The following is a 17,947-nucleotide window of genomic DNA, read 5'->3' on the forward strand; positions in this document are numbered from 1 at the left end:
ATGACTAATGATGCATTGAAAACCGAAGTACTGACCCGCCTGTTACATGCGCACCCCCAAGGGCTGGGCAAGGAAGTGCTGGATAACTACCGCGGCGAGAAGGCCGTGGCCGGCATGCTCAAGACGTTGCAGGAGGCGGGTTTGATTCATGATGGCAGCGTGACGGTGGGCAATGACCACCAGATCAGCGTGAGCTATCCGATCAAGTTGTCTGCTGCGGGTGTCGAGGCAGCCAGACAGGCCGAGGCCTGACAATACTGGGGGCACACCGCTAGTCAGGCAAATCAGGGGCCGCTTTGCGGTCCCTGATGACGTCGAGTGACGCTAGCCTTCACTGTTTCTTTTCCACATCCCTTGGCGGTTTGGCCGGCCCTTGCGGGTCGACCTGCGGGTCATCGGCATCCGGCGAATCGGGGTCGAACCCCAGGTCATTCGGCTTATCTGACTGTTCGGACGAGTGAGGTCCTTCTTTGTTCGGCGCTTTAGATTCAGGCATGGCTATCTCCCGTGAGTGTCCATAGAAGAAAGCAGCCGTCCGCGAAAGTTTGATTAATCTGCAACCGCAGGCAGTTGCGCCCTGCACTGCGCAAGGGCCTCGTCCCGCTCCCTCAGGTGCTCCTCCAGCCGCTGCAACTGGCGAGCCTGTTCGGCGCAAAGGTCGCGCCTGTCCTGCAGGCTTTGGGTCTGCACATCCAGCTGCCGGCGCATTTCGTCGCTGGCGCCCTGGGCCTGGGCGAGCATCGTGCGCAACCCCTGTATTTGTGCGTCGCGCTGCTCTAGCAGCTGGTCTTGCGCCCGGCACTCATTGGCGGCCTGGCGGTGTTCGCCCAGCAAGCGCTCGTTGTCGCGGTGAAGGCGGGTCAGCTCGTCCTGCTTGACGATCATGCCCTGTTGCAACTGGCGTAGTTCCAGCTGCAACTGCTGCAGCTGCGCTTCGTGGCGGCGCTGCTCCTGATCGCGCTGTTCACGGCTGGCCGTGCGGTAGTGCTCCAGCGCATCGCGGGCATGGCGGTGCTTGTCCTCCAGCGATTTGACCTGCTCGTCCTTGTCGGCCAGGCGCACCTGCATTTCACCCAGCGACTGATTGAGGCTGGCGCTGCGCAGTTGTTCGGCCTGCAGCGTGCTCTGGGTGGACAGCAGCTTTTGCGACTCGGCTGCCAGCGCAGTCACGTCGATCTGGTGCTGCTGATGGGCTGCAGCCAGCGCCTGTTGCGCGATCGCAAGCTGCGCTTCGAGTTGTTCGCGCTGCTCGGTGAATGTGCTTTCGGCTTGCTCGATCCTGAGGTCCGCCTCGTCCTGCAGCTGCGTGGCCAGTTGGCCGACCAGGCGGCTGAGCACTTCGCTCAGCGCTACGCCCCCTTCCGACGCCACCGGCTGCTGGCCGTTCAGTTCCTTCAAATAGCGATGAATCGTGGTCTTCGACCCGGTATTGCCCAGCTCTATACGTATGGCGTCGATGCTGGGGTTTTCGCCCCGGGCAATCAGTGCCTGACGTGCCTGCTGCACTACGACCTTGTTGATACCGCCCCGGGCCATGCTTGCTCCTACGATTTTGTACTGTGTTATGTACCATGTAATTACATACCAATTATGACGATAGTTGGGCTGCCCCGCAATGCTCTATTAAGGTGGAATAATCACGGCTTATCGCATGTTATGTGAAATTTCAGGCGTTTTTACGACGCAGCCGTACACACGTGCGCATCGCTAACGCATTCCAGCACCAGCCGGTGACGGGTTCGTGATCGAAGAAATGGGGAGGACGCAACGGCGCCAACGAGAGCGGAGATCGGCCTCAGCTAACGGAGGAGTATCGAAGGTGCCGCTGCTATTGCAGCAGCGGGGTGTTGCGGTGATCGTGTGCCGCCGCAACATCTTGCAGGGAAGTTTTTGAAGGCCATTCAGCCCTGATGCCAGTCAGTCAAGGCTAATGGGGCTGCTGTGCAGCCCATCGCCGGCAAGCCAGCTCCCACCCCGACCGCATCGCATTCAAACCATGCGTCGTACCTGTGGGAGCCAAGCTTGCTGGATGCCTGCTCCATCCGACCGCATCGCATTCAAACCATGCGCCGTACCTGTGGGAGCCAAGCTTGCTGGATGCCTTCTCCATCCGACCGCATCGCATTCAAACCATGCGCCGTACCTGTGGGAGCCAAGCTTGCTGGATGCCTGCTCCATCCGACCGCATCGCATTCAAGCCATGCGCCGTACTTGTGGGAGCCTGGCTTGCCGGCGATGGGCCGCCGAGCGGCCCCAATTGCTTAACTGACTGGCATTCAGCTGTGCCCTGCCAACTTTAGAGCAACCGTTGCACCTGCGCCGGGGTGCGCCGCATCAGTACCTTGCCATGGCGCACCGACACCAGCGCATGCCCCTGGCTGCGCACCATCTCGTAATCGTCTGGGGCCGACAGCAGCAACAGGTTCGCCGGCCGCCCGACCTCGATGCCGTAGCGCTCGCCCAGGTTCAGGGTGCGGGCGCTGTTGTCGGTAATCAGATCCAGGCAGCGCTGCAGGTCGTCGTAGCCGAGCATGTGGCAGATATGCAGCCCAGCCTCGAGTATGCGCAGGATGTTGCCGTTGCCCAGCGGGTACCACGGGTCGACGATGGAGTCCTGACCAAAGCACACGTTCATGCCGGCACGATCGATCTCGGCCACGCGGGTGACACCGCGTCGTTTAGGGTAGTTGTCGAAGCGCCCTTGCAGGTGAATGCTCTCGGTCGGGCACGACACGAAGTTGATGCCCGACAGCTTGAGCAGGCGGAACAGCTTGTAGCAGTAGGCATTGTCATACGAGCCCATGGCCACGGTATGGCTGGCCGTTACCCTGCTGCCCATGTCGCGTACCCGGGCTTCTTCGGCCAGCACTTCGAGAAATCGCGATTGCGGGTCGTCGGTTTCGTCGCAGTGCACATCCACCAGGCAGCCGCTGCGCTCGGCCAGGTCCATCAGGAACTTCACCGACGACACGCCCTGGTCGCGGGTGTTTTCGAAATGCGGAATACCACCGACGACGTCGGCGCCAATCGCCACCGCTTCGGTCATCAGCGCCCGGCCGTTGGCATACGACTCGATACCCTCCTGCGGGAAGGCAACGATCTGCAGGTCGACAAGCTCGCGCACTTCGTCACGCACCTCGACCATGGCCTTGAGCGCGGTGAGCGCGGGGTCGGTGACATCGACATGCGTGCGCACATGCTGGATGCCGTGGTCCACGAGCATGCCGATGGTTTTTTTCGCGCGGGTCTTGATGTCATCGTGGGTGGTGATTGCCTTGCGCTCGGCCCAGCATTCGATGCCTTCGAACAGGGTGCCGCTCATGTTCCACCTTGGTTCGCCGGCAGTAAGCGTGGCGTCCAGGTGGATATGCGGTTCGATGAAAGGCGCCACCACCAGGTTTTGCCCAGCGTCCAGGTCATCGGCGGCGCGTGGTGTCACCGGCTCGGGCTGGGGCACGATGGCGGCGACGCGCTCGGCGTTCAGTTCGATGCGGAACAGGCCGGGTTTGCCGCGCAGTCGGGCGTTGAGGATGTTCATCGAGGATCTCCTTGGGCTTTGCATTGCTCACACATCATAGCGGTTCGAGCCCTTTGATTTGGGAGATTTGCATCAGGGCTGACAGGCGCTGAAAATCCTGGGGCAAACACCTCTCAGCCCCCAATCACCCCCCATCCAACCCCATCTGCCAGAAATCAGCCTCAAGGCTCGACGCCTGGCCAAAAATACCGACCAGTTCGCCAAACCGCTGCTCGGTCATGCTCCGCGCCGCCAGCTCATCCAGGTGCTTGCGCGCTGCCGCTGCCACGCCCTGATAACCGTCCCCGGCATACTCGCCAATCCACTCGCGGTACGGGTGGTTGCTCAAGTCGCCGATCTGCTCTGCCAGGGCCCGGCCGATCTCGGCATAACCGATCACGCACGGCGCCAGTGCCACGTGCAGCTCCAGCAAGTCGCCCGCTGCACCGCAGTCCAGCACATAACGGGTATAGGCCACGGTGGCCTGGTGCTCGGGTGCCGCCTCGATGTCGGCCTGGGTCAGCCCCCAGCGCGCGCACAGGCGCAAGTGCAGCTCGGTTTCATCCAGAATCGCCGCCAGCCCCGCCTGTGCCGCGCGGATGTCGGCCGGGCGGCGACTTTTGTAGGCAGCCAGGGCCCAGGCGCGGGCGAACTGGACAAGGAACAGGTAGTCCTGCACCAGGTACGTCCGAAACGCCGCCTCACTCAGTGTGCCCTCGCCCATCTGCCGCACGAAATCATGGTCGACATAGCTGTGCCACTGGGGCTCGGCAGCCGTCTTCAGGCGCTGGAAGATGTCCATGCTCATTTGACCTCCGGGTACACGGCGTCGAAGAAGGCCAGCTCCAGCGCCACGGTGCGCTGGTAGAAGTCACTCGCCAGTGCCGCCTCCTGCGGGCCGACGCGGTCCAGCTCGCTTTGCAGGAAGGCGACGAACGCCTGAAACGCCGGGTTGTCGTGCAAGGTGATCCACTCGGCATGGACGAAATTGGCCGGCATGGGTTTCGGCGCTTTCAGCGCCCAGTCCAGGTACAGGCCTTCGGCAACGTTGAGCACGGCCAGCGCCGCCGCGTAGGAGCGGGTCGCCGCCGCTTCGCGCATGATTGCCTTGAAGCCCGCCGTTGGCGCGCTATCGGCCGGCTCGCTGCGTTGTGCAGGGCTGACGTCGAGGGCCTCGAAGGCGCGCAGGAAGTAGGTGTTCTCGTCGCTGCTGATCATTCCGGCAAAGCGCCCGAAGCGCAGGCGCGCCTCGAAGCTGTCGGTGCTGGCGATGGCCGCGCCCAGCAAGGCCAGGAAGCTGTCGAGGAAGCGGTGATCCTGCACCAGGTAGTCGACCATGATCGGGTCAGGCAGGCTGCCGTCGCACAATTGGGTCACGAAACGGTGGCCAACGGCCGCCGACCAGGTCGGCTCGCTCTGGCGGCGCAGGAACTGGCTGAAGCGTTCGGTCATGTTGCTGTCCTTGAAGGGGGTGACAGCGAGACCTTGGAAGTTGGCATGGACAGGCCCCGCAGTGAGGCCGGCAAAAAGGCAGGTTTCGAATCCCATCCCTTCGCCGGCATGATCCGGATCAGGTTCGAAGGGTCACCGCGCTGCAGAGCTCAGCGGTTTCTCAGCCCGTTGCCGGGCTCCCCTTGGTGGCGTTCAGGTATACCCCAGGGCGCCCCGGCTGTCACTCCCCCCACTCCCCAAAACGTGGGCAACCGGTGCCCCGCTACTGGGGACTTATCCCCATTATTGACGCGCGGTTATTTAGCGCGCCTCAGGCGCCGCAAGGATTTGTTTAACAAAGCATTACAGAAATATCTGTTGGCACAACCATTGCTCAGGCCCTTGAACCAGGCAAAACGCCATTGATGGCTCCCAGCCATATAGCCGTGAGCGAGGCACAAGGCAATGAAAACACCTGCCATGATCCACCCTGCCAGGCATGCATTCCAGCTATCTACCGTCACAGCGCTGATGCTCAGCCTCGGACTGATCACAGCAGTGGCCTCGCCGCTGGATGACAATAGCCAGCCACCACCGACCGATCCGTCCTATTACTCTGATCAGCCCGACGACCCCACGCCGGCTCTGCTAAACCTCAATACCTTGAAAGAAGCCAACGAGGGCTCGCTGGAACTCACTGATGGCGTGTATGGCGACCGTTCGACGGTGCGTATAGACAACGTGCTGCCTCCCGCGCTGCAAACCTCGGACCGGTACCCTACCAACGGCAAGCCCAGCCCGTTGTTCGGCGCCCAACCCTTCACCCAGCAATTGCTGCTGTTTGAAGAATTCGGGCCGGAAAAACTCGACCCGGCACTGCCTCCGCCCGACCTGACATTCCCGGTCCCCACGCTCGGCGCCGCCCCTGCACAGGACCCCAACGTGGTGGCCCGCAGCGGCCCCAGCGGCACCGCGCTGGAAGCATTCCTCAAGCAGCCAGGCCTGTACCCCTTCCCCACCCAGTACGCCAACGTGCTGGACCGCAACCCGTGGAAGGCGCAGATCGAAATGTTCCTCAACCGCCACCCGGTGGGTTCGCCGGCAGAAGGCCGGCCACCAGGAAAAGGCTGGTCGCACCAGCGCTGGAACGAGTTCTACCCGCAGGCGGCGTTCAAGACCGCCCAGGCCGGGGCGCGGATAAACCTGGGCCTGCGCGATCGCAAGCAGCTGCACAACTATGCTGCCGGTGAGTTCGCGCCGGGCGGGCTGTACTACCAGACGTCCGATATCCCGACCACGCTGGGTACCACCAAAGGCATCGATACCCGATTCCACCCCAACTTCCCACTGCAGAACCACAAGTCACTGTGGACGTTCGACGGCACCTTCCCGCCCAAGCTGCTGATGGTGCGCTACGGCCAGCCAATCCTGATGCGCCACTACAACGCCCTGCCGATCGACCCCTCGGCCAACGGGGGCTTTGGCCTGCATACCATTTCGACCCACGAGCACAACGGCCACTCACCGGCTGAAAGCGACGGCTTCGCCAACGCCTACTTCTTCCCCGGTCAGTACTACGACTACCGCTGGCCCGTGCAGCTGGCCGGCTACGACACCATCAACACGCGTGCCCAGGACCCGCGTGCGGCGTTCCCCTGCGCGCCAGGTGAAACGCTGTTCGTCAACGATGACTCGCCAGGCCTGAAAACCTGCCAGAACGGCAGCATAAAGATTCGTGGCGACTGGCGTGAAACCATGAGCACCCACTGGTTCCACGACCATATGATGGATTTCACGGCGCAGAACGTCTACAAGGGCAACGCCGTGATGATGAACTACTACAGCGCCCTGGACCGCGGCAACGAGGCGTTGCAGGATGGCGTCAACCTGCGCTTCCCCAGCGGCTCGGGCATGCCATGGGGGAACCGCGACTACGACGTGAACCTGGTGATCGCCGACAAGGCCTGGGATGCCAACGGCCAGCTGTGGTTCAACCCGTTCAACACCGATGGCTTCCTGGGTGACCAGATCCTGGTCAACTGGCAATACCAGCCCAAGCTCAAGGTGCGTGCGCGCAGCTACCGCTTCCGCATCCTCAACGGCTCGGTGTCGCGCTACTTCAAGTTTGCCGTGGTACGTGAAATTGCGGGCACCAGCGGTGAGTTCAAAGGCCCGTCCGGCTCCAACGTGTCGTATGCGCGAGTGCCGTTCCACATGATCGCCAACGACGGCAACATCATGGAACACGCCGTGCCGTTCGACGGCACCATGGACCTGAATGCCGACGGTAACCTGCAGGACAACAACGGTATATTGCCGCTGCAAGGCATCGCCGAACGCTACGACATCATCATCAACTTCGCCAAGAACGGCATCAAGGCCGGCGACAAGCTGTACTTCATCAACCTTGAGGAGCACCGCACCGGCAAGGGCCCGGAAGGCACTATTTCGCTGGCCGATGTGCTGTCGGGAAAATACAAGGCAGTGATCAAGCAGACCAGCAACGGCCCGCAGTGGGACAACGGCGACCCTGCAGTCGGCAAGTTCCTGCAACTGCTGGTACAGCCGTACGCCGGTCAGGACCTGAGCATGGACCCGGTGGCCTACGAACCGGCCAAACCGGGCAAGGCTGAAGGCTTGAAAATGCTGCCGCTGCCAATCGACCGCAACTCGGCAACCGACCAGGCCAAGATCAAGGATGCCCGCCACCGCGAGTTCATCTTCGGCCGCTCGGACGGCACCGACACCACCCCGTGGACGATCAAGACCGACGGTGGTTTCGGCTACAGCATGGACCCACGCCGCATCAGTGCAGCACCGCAACTGGCCAACCAGTCCACCGATGCCGGGTTCAGCGGCGACGGGACCTTGGAGGTGTGGAAAATCAAGAACGGCGGCAACGGCTGGAGCCACCCGGTGCATGTGCACTTCGAGGAAGGCGTGATCCTGAGCCGCGACGGCAAGGCGCCGCCAGAGTGGGAAAAATGGGCGCGCAAGGATGTGTATCGCATCGGCCCGGATACCGATTCGTCGGAAGAAGTGGAAATGGCCATCCGCTTCCGCGAGTTCGCTGGCACCTACATGGAGCACTGCCACAACACCCAGCACGAGGACTCGTCGATGCTGCTGCGCTGGGACCTCGAGCATCCGGGCCAGTTCCAGGTGATGCCGACCCCGCTGCCGGGCTGGGACGGGGTGGAATACATGGCTTCGGTGGGCCTGCCAACCTTCCGTACCAAAGGTAATGATGATGGCGATGACGATAGTTCGGCCAACAAGCCACCGGTCGCCAACAACGACAGTGCCGCCACTACCGCAGGCAAGGCCGTCAGCCTGAATGTGCTGGCCAACGACACCGACCCGGAAGGCAACCTGCCGTTGACCGTCACTGGCCTCAGCCAGCCGGACTCTGGCCAGGGCACCACCAGCACCGACGGGACTACCGTGACCTACACCCCACCGGCCACGGTAGGCACACCGTTCACCGCCAGCTTCAACTACACGGCGCGTGATGCCAAGGGTGCCGAGTCGGTAGCGCCCGCCACGGTCAGCATCGTGGTGAACCCGGCGGCGCCAGTCGACCAGATCCAGGTCACCAGTGCCACGGTGCAGGTACGCAGTGGCAACCGCTACACCTGGGACCTGGCCGGTACCACCTCGGTGGCCACTGGCAACAGCATCAGCGTGACCGCTGCAACCACCGCCGGGCCGCTGAACCTGGGCACGGCCACACTCACCGCCGCCACCAGCGGTGCCCGCTGGCGCTTGTCGGTAACCACCACCGGCAACGGCCCGGCCACGCCGGCAACGGTGACCGTGAAGTCGACCCTGGGCCAGAGCGTGACAGTGCCGATCAGCATCAAATAGCTGGGCAATGGTAACGACTGTAGGAGCAGCCTTGTGCTGCGAAGAGGCCGGTGCAGGCAGCCGCCACGTCTGTAATGGCCGCTTCGCAGCACAAGGCTGCTCCTGCAAAGATTGTGTGCAGCATCCCCACAAAGAGGACCGCATCATGCCCGGCACATGGCGTTTCCTGCTGGTGCTCGCGCTGTTCGCCGCCAGCCTTCCATTCTGGCCATTGCAGCCGCAACAACCGGTGGCCGACGAAGCCGCCACCCCCTGGGGAGCGGACTACTTCCCCAACATCCCGCTGCTGACCCAGGACGGCGAAAAGGTGCATTTCTTCGACGACCTGATCAAGGACAAGGTGGTGGCCATCAACTTCATCTTCACTGGCTGCACCGATTCCTGCCCGGTGGAAACCGCCCGCCTGCGGCAGGTGCAGAAAATACTGGGGGACCGCATCGGCAAGGACATCTTCCTCTATTCCATCAGCATCGACCCCTACAACGACACTCCCGCCACCCTCAAGCGCTACGCCGAAAAGTTCGGCATTGGCCCGGGCTGGACGCTGCTCACCGGTGAACCCGACGATATCGAAAAATTGCGCCGCAGCCTTGGGCTGTGGATCGACGGCCTGGAAAACGGCCGTTCCAAGGACCACAACCTGAGCCTGATCATCGGCAACCAGGCCACCGGCCGCTGGATGAAGGCCTCGCCCTTCGAGAGCCCGTACATCCTCGCCGACCGCCTGGGCAACAGCCTGCACAACTGGAAGCAGGCCAGCGCCATGCACAACGACTATGCCCAGGCCCCCGTGATACGCCCGCCCAGCAGTGGCGAGCAGATCTTCCGCACACGCTGCTCGTCCTGCCACACCCTGGGCCGCAGCGAACCCGGGCAACCCGGTATCGGCCCCGACCTGTTGGGCGTGACCCGCCAGCGTGATGCCAACTGGCTGACCCGCTGGCTGAAAGAGCCCGACCAGATGCTGGCCGAAAAAGACCCCTTGGCCATGCTGCTGTATGAGCAGTACAACCGCCTGGCCATGCCCAACATGCGCCTGGGCGATGCCGAGGTCAGCGCGTTGATGAGTTATATCGAGGAAGAAACCGCGCGCTTGCAGACACCAGTAGCTGACCGGGGAAAACCTTAGAGGCTATTGGCCACTAGTCATTAGGCTGTCATCTGACTGTCGTATTTTTCAAACATCACCCAGGGTCGGGAACTATCAGCAGTGATTCGCCGTTCGCTTTCCTCCGCCAGCCTTCTGCGGCTGCTGATCCTGATGCTCTGTGCAGCGACCCTGGCCTTCCTCTGGGGGCTGCACGTCACGCAAAAAGCTGCCGCTCGGCAAGATGCGCTGTCGGCCAAGGCCGCCGAGCACCTGAACCTGGCCAGTATCGTCGGCGAAAGCCTGCGCCAGCTTGTCGACCGCGCCCAGGCCGTGGGCCGGGTCACCCAGGACGACATGAAGATGCTGCGCCAGGGCAACTTCAGCCTGGCGCGGATACTCGCCGAAGACCCGGTGTTCAAGCGCATGAGCCTGTACGACCGGCAAGGCCGGCTGCTGTCGGCAAGCCATGCCGACGAGGCCCGCGGGCTGCCCGAAGACTGGTTGCGGCAGTTGCAGCAACACATTGCCCGCTATGGTTTCAAACCTTTCCTGCCCAGCGTTCAAGCCGCCCGCCCGCCAGCCGCCCTGCCTGACTGGCGCCTGCCCTTTGTGCTGCCACTGACCGACCTGACCGGACGCGAAATCGACCATATCCTGGTGGTCCAGCTGGACATCGGCTACCTGGCGGTGCTGTTCCAGCACATCGACCTGGGCAGCAGTGGCCTGGTACGGCTGCTGCAGGATGACGGCCTGGAGCGGTTGCGCATCGACACCAGTGGCGTGGTGGTGGCGGGCGATACGCTGCAGCCCGAGCTACCGAACAGCGGCAACGAAGCGGGCTTGCTGGCCCAATACGCAGCTGGCGAGGCGTACCAGAGCCTGTACCGGCGCGTCCCTGAACGGGGCTTCAGCGTGGTGGTCAGCCAGCGCCAGGATGAAATCCTGGCGGCCTCGACCCTGGCCTATTCCCGGCAGTTCTGGCTGAACCTCAGCATGACCCTGATGATCCTCGCCAGCCTGCTGTGGACCTTGCGCCTGTTGCGCAAGCGCCAGGAGGCCTTCAGCGCGCTGGAACATGCCCAGCAGGTCAACCAGCAATTGATCGGCCGCCTGGAGGACGAACACCGGCGCAGCAGCCACGCCGCCGCCACCGACCACCTCAGCGGCCTGCACAACCGCCGCCAGTTCGTCGAAGTGGCCGGCCTGGCGCTGACCAGGCAGCGCGGCAAGCGCCGGCTGATGGCGATCCTGTTCATCGACATGGACCGCTTCAAGTCGATCAACGACTCGCTTGGGCACAAGATCGGCGACTTGCTGCTGCAGGCCGTGGCCGGGCGTATCCAGCGCCTGCTGGAGCCTGGCGACGAGGCTTCGCGCTTTGGCGGCGACGAGTTCGTGGTGTTGCTTGCCGGCGAGCGCAGTGAAGAACAGATCAATGGCTGGGTTCGTGAACTGGTCCAGAAGCTGTCGGCCACCTACGCCCTGGACGGCAAGGAGGTCAACACCAGCCCCAGTGTGGGCGTAAGCATCTGCCCGCGCGATGGCCAGGACATCGACAGCCTGATCCGTACCGCCGATGCCGCCATGTACTCGGCCAAGCAGGCCGGGCGCGCGCAGTATCGCTTCTTCGACCCCTCGCTGAACCTGGCTGACATTCAGGCGTTCACCCTGGAGCAGGCCTTTGGCAGCGCCTTGGCCGAGCGCCAGTTCGTGCTGCACTACCAGCCGCAGATACGCCTGGATACTCAGCAAGTGCTGGGCTACGAAGCGCTTGTGCGTTGGGACCACCCCGAATTCGGGCTGCTGTACCCGGACCGTTTCATCGACCTGGCCGAACGCAGCGGCTTCATTGTCGAGCTGGGCTGGGAGGTGTTGCGCCTGGCCTGTGAGGCGTTGTCCAGCTGGGATGCCCAGGGCCGGGAGACGCGGCTGGCAGTGAATGTTTCCGCCCTGCAGCTGCGCCAGGCCGACTTCGCCGCGCGGCTACTGCGCAAGTTGCTGCAGCATGGCCTCGCGCCCCATCGGCTGGAGCTGGAAATCACCGAAACCACTATCCTTGACGCCGAAGGCACGGCAGTGACGCACCTGCATACCTTGCGCAACGCCGGCCTGGGTATCAGCCTGGACGATTTTGGCCGCGGCTACGCAGGCTTCGCCCACCTGCACTCACTGCCACTGAGCAAGCTGAAGATCGACCGCTCGCTGATCGCGCCGCTGTCCAACAGCCATGACGACAGCCCGATCGTGTCCTCCACCATCATCCTGGCCAAGCGCCTGGGGCTGGAAGTGGTGGCCGAGGGCGTGGAAACCCGTGAACAGGTGGTGTGCCTGAAACTGGCGGGCTGCGATATTGCCCAGGGCTACCACTTCAGCCGGCCGCTGTCGCTGGCGCAGTTGCGCGAATACCCGCCTTTCAACGGCGTCGAGGACAAGGCATGCGCGTATTGAAAACCCTGGCCGGGTTGCTGCTGGTCAACCTGCTCGGCATCCCCCCTGGCAATGCTGCGCCGGCGGACTGTACGCCACGCAGCCTGCGCCTGGTGGTGATCCCGATCAAAAGCGCCGAACAGATGATCCGCGAGCATCAGTCGCTGCTGCAGCGCCTGAGCGTGGCGGCGGGGGTGCCAGTGGAGCTGGTGATCGCGAGCTCCTACGAAAGCGTGGTCGATGCCATCGTCTCGGGTGGAGCGGACATCGCCCGCCTCGGCCCCGCCTCGTACGTGCTGGCCCACCGCCGCGATCCGCGCATCGAGCCGTTTGCCACCCTCACCTTGAGCGCTGGCCCCTACACCCCGGCGGGCAATCATTACCAGGCGCTGCTGCTGACCCGGGGTGCAAGCCCTGATGGCATCGAGGCGCTGCGCGGCAAGCGTGTGGCGCTGACCGACCCGGCCAGCACTTCCGGCAGCCTGGTGCCCAGCGTCGAGTTCGCCGAACGGGTGGGCATGCCACTGTCGCAGTTTTTTGGTGCGCTGGTGTATGCCGGCAACCACGACAATGCACTGCAAGCCTTGCTGGAAGGCCGGGTCGATGCCGCGTTCGTCGCCAGCGAGCGCACCGACGCGTACCTCGCCCAGCACGCCATTGCACCGGCGCAGCTCAAGGCACAATGGCGGTCACGGCCAATCTACTACGACCCGTATGTGTTCAGTGCCAGCCTGTGTCCGGCGCTGAGAAGCCGTATTCGCAGTGCCATGCTCGATGACCCGCAGGCGCTGGCGGCGTTCGTTGCTTCGCAGGATGCCAGCGGCCTGGTCCCGGTCAGCCAGGCGGACTATGCGCCGCTGCAGCAGATGATGGACACAGCGCTGCGGCCCTGAGCCTGCCTGCGCGACCCCGTTGGCATGCATTGCGCCCTGATACCGGGTATGGTGTGCCCATCACCCACCGACACCCGCACCATGACCGATATCGAGCGCTACCTGCGCGCCGCCACCCGTGACAATACCCGGCGCAGCTACCAGGCTGCCATCGAACACTTCGAAACCCACTGGGGCGGCTTCCTTCCGGCCACCGCTGAAAGCATTGCCCGCTACCTGGCCGACCACGCTGACCAGCATGCCGTCAGCACCCTGCGCCAGCGCCTGGCCGCGCTCAGCCAATGGCACGTCGCCCAGGGCTTTCCCGATCCGACCAAGGCGCCGCTGGTGCGTCAGGTGCTGCGTGGCATCCGCACCCTGCACCCGACACCGCCAAAACAGGCAGCCCCGCTGTTGCTGCAGCACCTGCAAACCGCCGTGGCCTGCTTTGAAGAGGAAGCCCGTGAGGCCCGTGAGCATCACGACCTGGCCGCCCTGCGCCGCGCCCGTCGCGACAGTGCGCTGCTGTTGCTGGGCTTCTGGCGCGGTTTTCGCGGCGATGAACTGGCGCGTCTGCGCATCGAACACATCCAGGCCGAAGCGGGTGTCGGCATCACCCTGTTCCTGCCACGCAGCAAGGGTGACCGCGAGGCCCTGGGCGTGCAGCACCGCACCCCTGCCCTCAAGGCCCTGTGCCCGGTCACTGCCTACCTGCAGTGGCTGGAGGTCGCCGGCATTGCCCACGGGCCGGTGTTCCGCAAGCTAGACCGCTGGGGCAACCTCGGCGACAGCGCACTCAACAGCAACAGCCTGGTCGGCCTGCTGCGGCGCATGCTGGAGCGCGCCGGGGTGCCGGCAGCGCTGTACACCGGCCACTCGCTGCGCCGTGGCTTTGCCACCTGGGCCACGGCCAATGGGTGGGAATTGAAGTCGCTGATGAGCTATGTGGGCTGGAAAGACGCAAAGTCTGCGCTGCGCTATATCGATTCGGCGCAACGCTTTGGTGAACTGGCCGTGTTACCGGCCAGTCAGGCCCAGGTGCTTATTCCTTGAAGCAGTGTCGGGCGACGCCGCCGATTTCCGGGCGGATAGCGTAGAGGTCGCCGGCGTCCGGATAATGGTGCAGGTCTTCGGCACTCATGTCGTAGCGCGCGGTGCTGATGTACAAGGTATTAAGCCCCGGGCCGCCGAAGCAGCAACTGGTGGGGCATGGCACCGGCATCAGCACCTGGTCGGTCAGGTGGCCTTGGCGGTCATAGCGCAGCAGGCAACTGCCATGGTACTGGCACACCCACAGGCCGCCTTCGCGATCCAGGGCGAGCCCGTCCGGGCGCCCCAGCTCGGCAGGGGTTTCGGCAAACAGCGTGACGGCGCCCAGCCGCCCTTCGGCCAGGTAGTCGGCGCAATAGATTGCGCGCGCCGCCGAATCGACGAAGTACACCGTGCGGCCGTCCTGCGACCAGGCAATACCGGTGGGCAACGCCATGTCGTCGTGGATCACCTGATCGCACAACTGCCCGTCAAAGCGAAACAACGCCCCGCTTTTGCCGCTGGGGGTTTCGTCCATCAAGCCAGTCACGAAACGCCCTTGCGGGTCGCATGCGCCATCGTTGAAACGGTAGGTCGGGCGGGGATGCACCGCCGCCGAATGCTGGCTCACCGTGCGCGACGGCACATTGAAGATGCCCACGCTGGCATCCTCGGTGAAAATCAGGTTGCCGTGGTCGGTCAACGCCAGGGCGCCGATGCGTGCGGCGGACTCGTACAGGCTCTCGACTTCGCCGTCGGCCGCCAACCGGTTGATCCGCCCGCCAGAAATATCAACGAAGTACAAAGTGCTGCTGTGCTCGTCCCACACCAGGCTTTCGCCCAGGTCGGCGCGGGTATTGGCGACCTTGACTGGCACATAGTTGCATTCCTTGATGCGGTTCCAGCGTTCGGCCACCTCGGCCAGGTTGCCCGCCTGCACACGGCCGAGGTCCCGAGGGTAGCTGACGCCGCTGTTCTCGTTGAAGCGTGTGGCGGTGAACTGGCCATTGCTGGCGCGCAGGATGTAGCCGGTGTCATGGCACAGCGCGCTGGCCAGGTACAGCACCCCGGGCGTGACCCACTCGGGTTTCAGCTCCTCCGGGGGTTGGGTAATGCCCCACATGCGAGTCTTGGCCACGGGTGAAATGGCATTGACCAGGATGCCGTGCTCCTGGCCCTCCATGCTCAGGGCATTCATGATGCCGACCTGGGCCATCTTGCCGGCAGCGTAGGCCACCAGGCCGGGCTGCGCATAGCGCTGGTACATGGCACGGTCCGAGGTGGTCAGCACCACGCGCGGGGCCGTGGAACGCTTCAGGTGGGCCCAGGCATGCTTGGCCAGCCACACGGGTGCCTGTACGTTGATGCCCAGCGCGCGCTGCAGAAAAGCGTCATCCTGCGCCTCGATGCGCTGGTAATCGACCCAGCCGGCGTTATGGATCAGGATATCCAGTGCACCGAAATGCTCGATGGCCAGCTCGACCAGTTGTTTGCATGCGTCTTCGTTTTCCAGCCGGCCGGTGTGACCGACAACCGCGAAGCCCTTGGCCCGCATGGCCGCCAGCGCGTGATCCAGGGCCCAGGTATCCTGCCCCTGCCCGGAACGATCGGTGCCCAGGTCACTGATCACCACCCTAGCGCCCCGTTCGGCCAGTGCCATGGCATAGGACAAGCCCAGGCCCTGTGCAGCGCCGGTGATCACCGCAACTTTGTCGTGGAAAGGGTCTGTAACGGGCATTTGCTGGGTAACTTCAAATCTCCTTTTTAAGATATCAACAAAAAAATCAATGGCTTAATATTAAAAGCATGCAAGTTTGATATCTGAAAGATATCACCGCCGGGTCAGCTGTACTGAAGGAATGCTGGATGATCGAGACACGTTTGCTGCGGCAGTTCATTGCCGTGGCCGAAGAGCTGCACTTTCACAAGGCGGCCGAGCGCCTGCACATGGCGCAACCGCCACTGAGCCAGGCGATTGGTCGACTTGAGGAAAAGCTCGGGTTCAAGCTGTTCCTGCGCAACAAGCGCGGGGTGCACCTGACCGCCGCCGGCACGGCATTTCTCGACACGGCTTACCGCACGTTGGCCGAGTTGGAACAGGGCATCGAGTACGCCCGCAATGTGTCTGCCGGGGTCAGCGGCAAGCTCGCCATCACTGCCATTTCCATCGCCTACTACGACTCGCTGCTCAACAGTTTGCGCCGCTACCGCGAGACCTACCCGAACGTGCAACTGACCATCCGCGAGATGCCGTCGGCCTCGCAGGCCAAGGCGCTGCTGGCCGGCGAGGCAGATGTCGGCTTCATGCGCAGGTTGCCGCTGCCGGCCGGAACCCTTGAGTCGCGACTGCTGCTTGACGAGCAGATCGTCATGGCGTTGCCCGCCCGTCATGCGAAGGCCCAGGAATACGACGTGGACCTGCGCGGGTTTGCCGATGAGGATTTCGTGTTCACCCCGCAAAACCTTGGCGGTGGCTATCACGCGCAGTTGATCGCGTTGTGCGAAGCGGCGGGTTTTTACCCCAAGGTGGTGCAGGAGGCTGCGCAGATTCACACGCTGCTTGGCTTGGTGGCCTGTGGGTTTGGCGTGGCACTGGTGCCGGCTTCGTTTGCCAGTTCCACGCCTGGCGAACGTGTGCAGTTTCGGCCGATCCGGGTTATCGGTGACCAGCCTGTGCCAGGGCTTGGGTTGTACATGAAATGGAGCGGGCAGAATGCATCGCCAGCGCTGGCCAACTTTATTGCCATGTTTGGAGAGTCTTGAGGTTATTGGTGGCAGGTTGGGCCAGCAGGGATCGCATCAGGGCTGACAGGTGCCTGCCGCTGCATTTGTAGCGCCGGGAGTGTCAGGTTTTTTGTGTGCGGGCCGGTAATGGCCTGCCGCCCGGCAGGCCTTGATTTCACCAGGTTGGCCTGATGAACCGATCTCCGTACAGAATCGCAAATTGATTCATCGCACTTTTCCAGTCATGCGCCGCTGCCCCCCAGTTCGCTGTGATGTTGCGCAGCCCCAGCCAGATCAGTTTGGTCGCCGCGTCGTCGTTCGGGAAGTGACCGCGGGTTTTGATGATCTTGCGTAGCTGAGCGTTGATACTCTCGATGGCATTGGTGGTGTAGATCACCTTCCGGATGGCCGGTGGGAAAGCAAAGAACGGAATCACTCGATCCCACGCCCGTCGCCAGGCAGTCACCACTGTTGGATATTGCGTGCCCCAAGGCCCGCTTTCAAACTCATCCAGTGCCTGTTCAGCCGCCTGGGCGTTGATGGCCTGATAGATCGGTTTGAGAGCCTTGGCCAAGGCTCGACGCTTGTCCCAGGCCGCATAAGCGAGGCTGTTGCGGATCAGGTGGACGATGCAGGTCTGCAGTGTCGTCTCCGGAAATACTGCACTGAGCGCTTCCGGCATGCCTTTGAGGCCGTCGGTTACGGCAATCAGCACATCCTCGACGCCGCGCGTCCTGAGGTCATTGAACACCTTCATCCAGAACTTCGCACCTTCGGTGTTCTCAATCCAGATGCCAAGAATATCGCGCGTTCCATCTGGCAAAACGCCCAGTGCCAAGTAGATCGCTTTATTGCGAACCAAGCCTTCTTCGCGAATTTTGACCCGCAGAGCATCAAAGAAAATGACCGGATACATCGGCTCCAGAGGCCGCTGTTGCCACGCGCCAATCTCCTCCATGACCTCGTCGGTCACGGAACTGATGAAGTCGG

At 63.1% G+C, this 17,947-nt stretch carries 14 protein-coding genes, 1 pseudogene and 1 riboswitch; of the genes and pseudogenes, 7 read left to right on the forward strand and 8 right to left on the reverse strand.

What is annotated here, in order from left to right; genetic code table 11:
• Nucleotides 1–252: a hypothetical protein gene (locus HP547_RS01750; RefSeq protein ID WP_172229023.1), complete on the forward strand. Its 252-nt coding sequence runs from the start codon at nt 1–3 to the stop codon at nt 250–252.
• 79 nt (nt 253–331) lie between these two features.
• Here HP547_RS01750 and HP547_RS01755 read toward each other — a convergent pair whose 3' ends face one another.
• From HP547_RS01755 to HP547_RS01775, 5 genes are all read right to left on the reverse strand, one after another.
• On the reverse strand, nt 332–496 hold the full coding sequence (locus tag HP547_RS01755; RefSeq protein WP_172229025.1) for a DUF6021 family protein: 165 nt from the start codon (nt 494–496) through the stop codon (nt 332–334).
• Between the two features lie 53 nt (nt 497–549).
• Nucleotides 550–1,536 (reverse strand): DNA-binding protein, encoded by a 987-nt coding sequence (locus HP547_RS01760; RefSeq protein ID WP_172285360.1) that lies wholly within the window; start codon nt 1,534–1,536, stop codon nt 550–552.
• A 760-nt stretch (nt 1,537–2,296) separates the two neighbouring features.
• Entirely contained in the window at nt 2,297–3,538 is a 1,242-nt protein-coding gene (codA, locus tag HP547_RS01765; RefSeq protein WP_172285361.1) for a cytosine deaminase, read from the reverse strand.
• Between the two features lie 124 nt (nt 3,539–3,662).
• Entirely contained in the window at nt 3,663–4,325 is a 663-nt protein-coding gene (tenA, locus tag HP547_RS01770) for a thiaminase II (RefSeq protein WP_172285362.1), read from the reverse strand.
• Nucleotides 4,322–4,969: a TenA family protein gene (locus HP547_RS01775; protein WP_172232144.1), complete on the reverse strand. Its 648-nt coding sequence runs from the start codon at nt 4,967–4,969 to the stop codon at nt 4,322–4,324. The genes tenA and HP547_RS01775 overlap by 4 nt, the downstream gene beginning before the upstream one ends.
• Nucleotides 4,970–5,047: 78 nt before the next feature.
• Nucleotides 5,048–5,162, reverse strand: a riboswitch (TPP riboswitch).
• Between the two features lie 251 nt (nt 5,163–5,413).
• Between HP547_RS01775 and HP547_RS01780 the strand changes: the two genes are divergently transcribed.
• The 5 genes from HP547_RS01780 to HP547_RS01800 all read left to right on the forward strand — a co-directional run bounded on the left by HP547_RS01780 (nt 5,414) and on the right by HP547_RS01800 (nt 14,257).
• A complete protein-coding gene (locus HP547_RS01780) occupies nt 5,414–8,815 on the forward strand; it encodes an Ig-like domain-containing protein (RefSeq protein WP_172285363.1) in 3,402 nt (1,133 codons plus the stop codon).
• A 145-nt stretch (nt 8,816–8,960) separates the two neighbouring features.
• Complete coding sequence (locus tag HP547_RS01785) at nt 8,961–9,944, forward strand: SCO family protein (protein ID WP_172285364.1); 984 nt, start codon at nt 8,961–8,963, stop codon at nt 9,942–9,944.
• A gap of 81 nt (nt 9,945–10,025) precedes the next feature.
• Nucleotides 10,026–12,353: an EAL domain-containing protein gene (locus HP547_RS01790; RefSeq protein WP_172285365.1), complete on the forward strand. Its 2,328-nt coding sequence runs from the start codon at nt 10,026–10,028 to the stop codon at nt 12,351–12,353.
• A complete protein-coding gene (locus tag HP547_RS01795; protein ID WP_172285366.1) occupies nt 12,341–13,225 on the forward strand; it encodes a phosphate/phosphite/phosphonate ABC transporter substrate-binding protein in 885 nt (294 codons plus the stop codon). The genes HP547_RS01790 and HP547_RS01795 overlap by 13 nt, the downstream gene beginning before the upstream one ends.
• A 24-nt stretch (nt 13,226–13,249) precedes the next feature.
• Entirely contained in the window at nt 13,250–14,257 is a 1,008-nt protein-coding gene (locus HP547_RS01800; RefSeq protein ID WP_172228767.1) for a site-specific integrase, read from the forward strand.
• Here HP547_RS01800 and HP547_RS29425 read toward each other — a convergent pair.
• Nucleotides 14,247–15,356 carry an SMP-30/gluconolactonase/LRE family protein gene (locus HP547_RS29425; RefSeq protein WP_256676235.1) on the reverse strand — a complete coding sequence of 370 codons (1,110 nt, stop codon included), beginning with the start codon at nt 15,354–15,356 and terminating at the stop codon, nt 14,247–14,249. The genes HP547_RS01800 and HP547_RS29425 overlap by 11 nt on opposite strands.
• A 6-nt stretch (nt 15,357–15,362) precedes the next feature.
• A pseudogene (locus HP547_RS29430) lies at nt 15,363–15,971 on the reverse strand (SDR family NAD(P)-dependent oxidoreductase); the annotation flags it as partial.
• 128 nt (nt 15,972–16,099) lie between these two features.
• Between HP547_RS29430 and HP547_RS01810 the strand changes: the two are divergent.
• Nucleotides 16,100–16,996: a LysR substrate-binding domain-containing protein gene (locus tag HP547_RS01810; RefSeq protein WP_172285367.1), complete on the forward strand. Its 897-nt coding sequence runs from the start codon at nt 16,100–16,102 to the stop codon at nt 16,994–16,996.
• 136 nt (nt 16,997–17,132) lie between these two features.
• Here HP547_RS01810 and HP547_RS01815 read toward each other — a convergent pair.
• Nucleotides 17,133–17,947 (reverse strand): IS256 family transposase (locus tag HP547_RS01815; RefSeq protein WP_172285368.1); only part of this gene is annotated, 815 nt, incomplete at its 5' end.

Source organism: Pseudomonas sp. CM27 (assembly GCF_013179515.1).
Taxonomy (GTDB): Bacteria; Pseudomonadota; Gammaproteobacteria; order Pseudomonadales; family Pseudomonadaceae; genus Aquipseudomonas.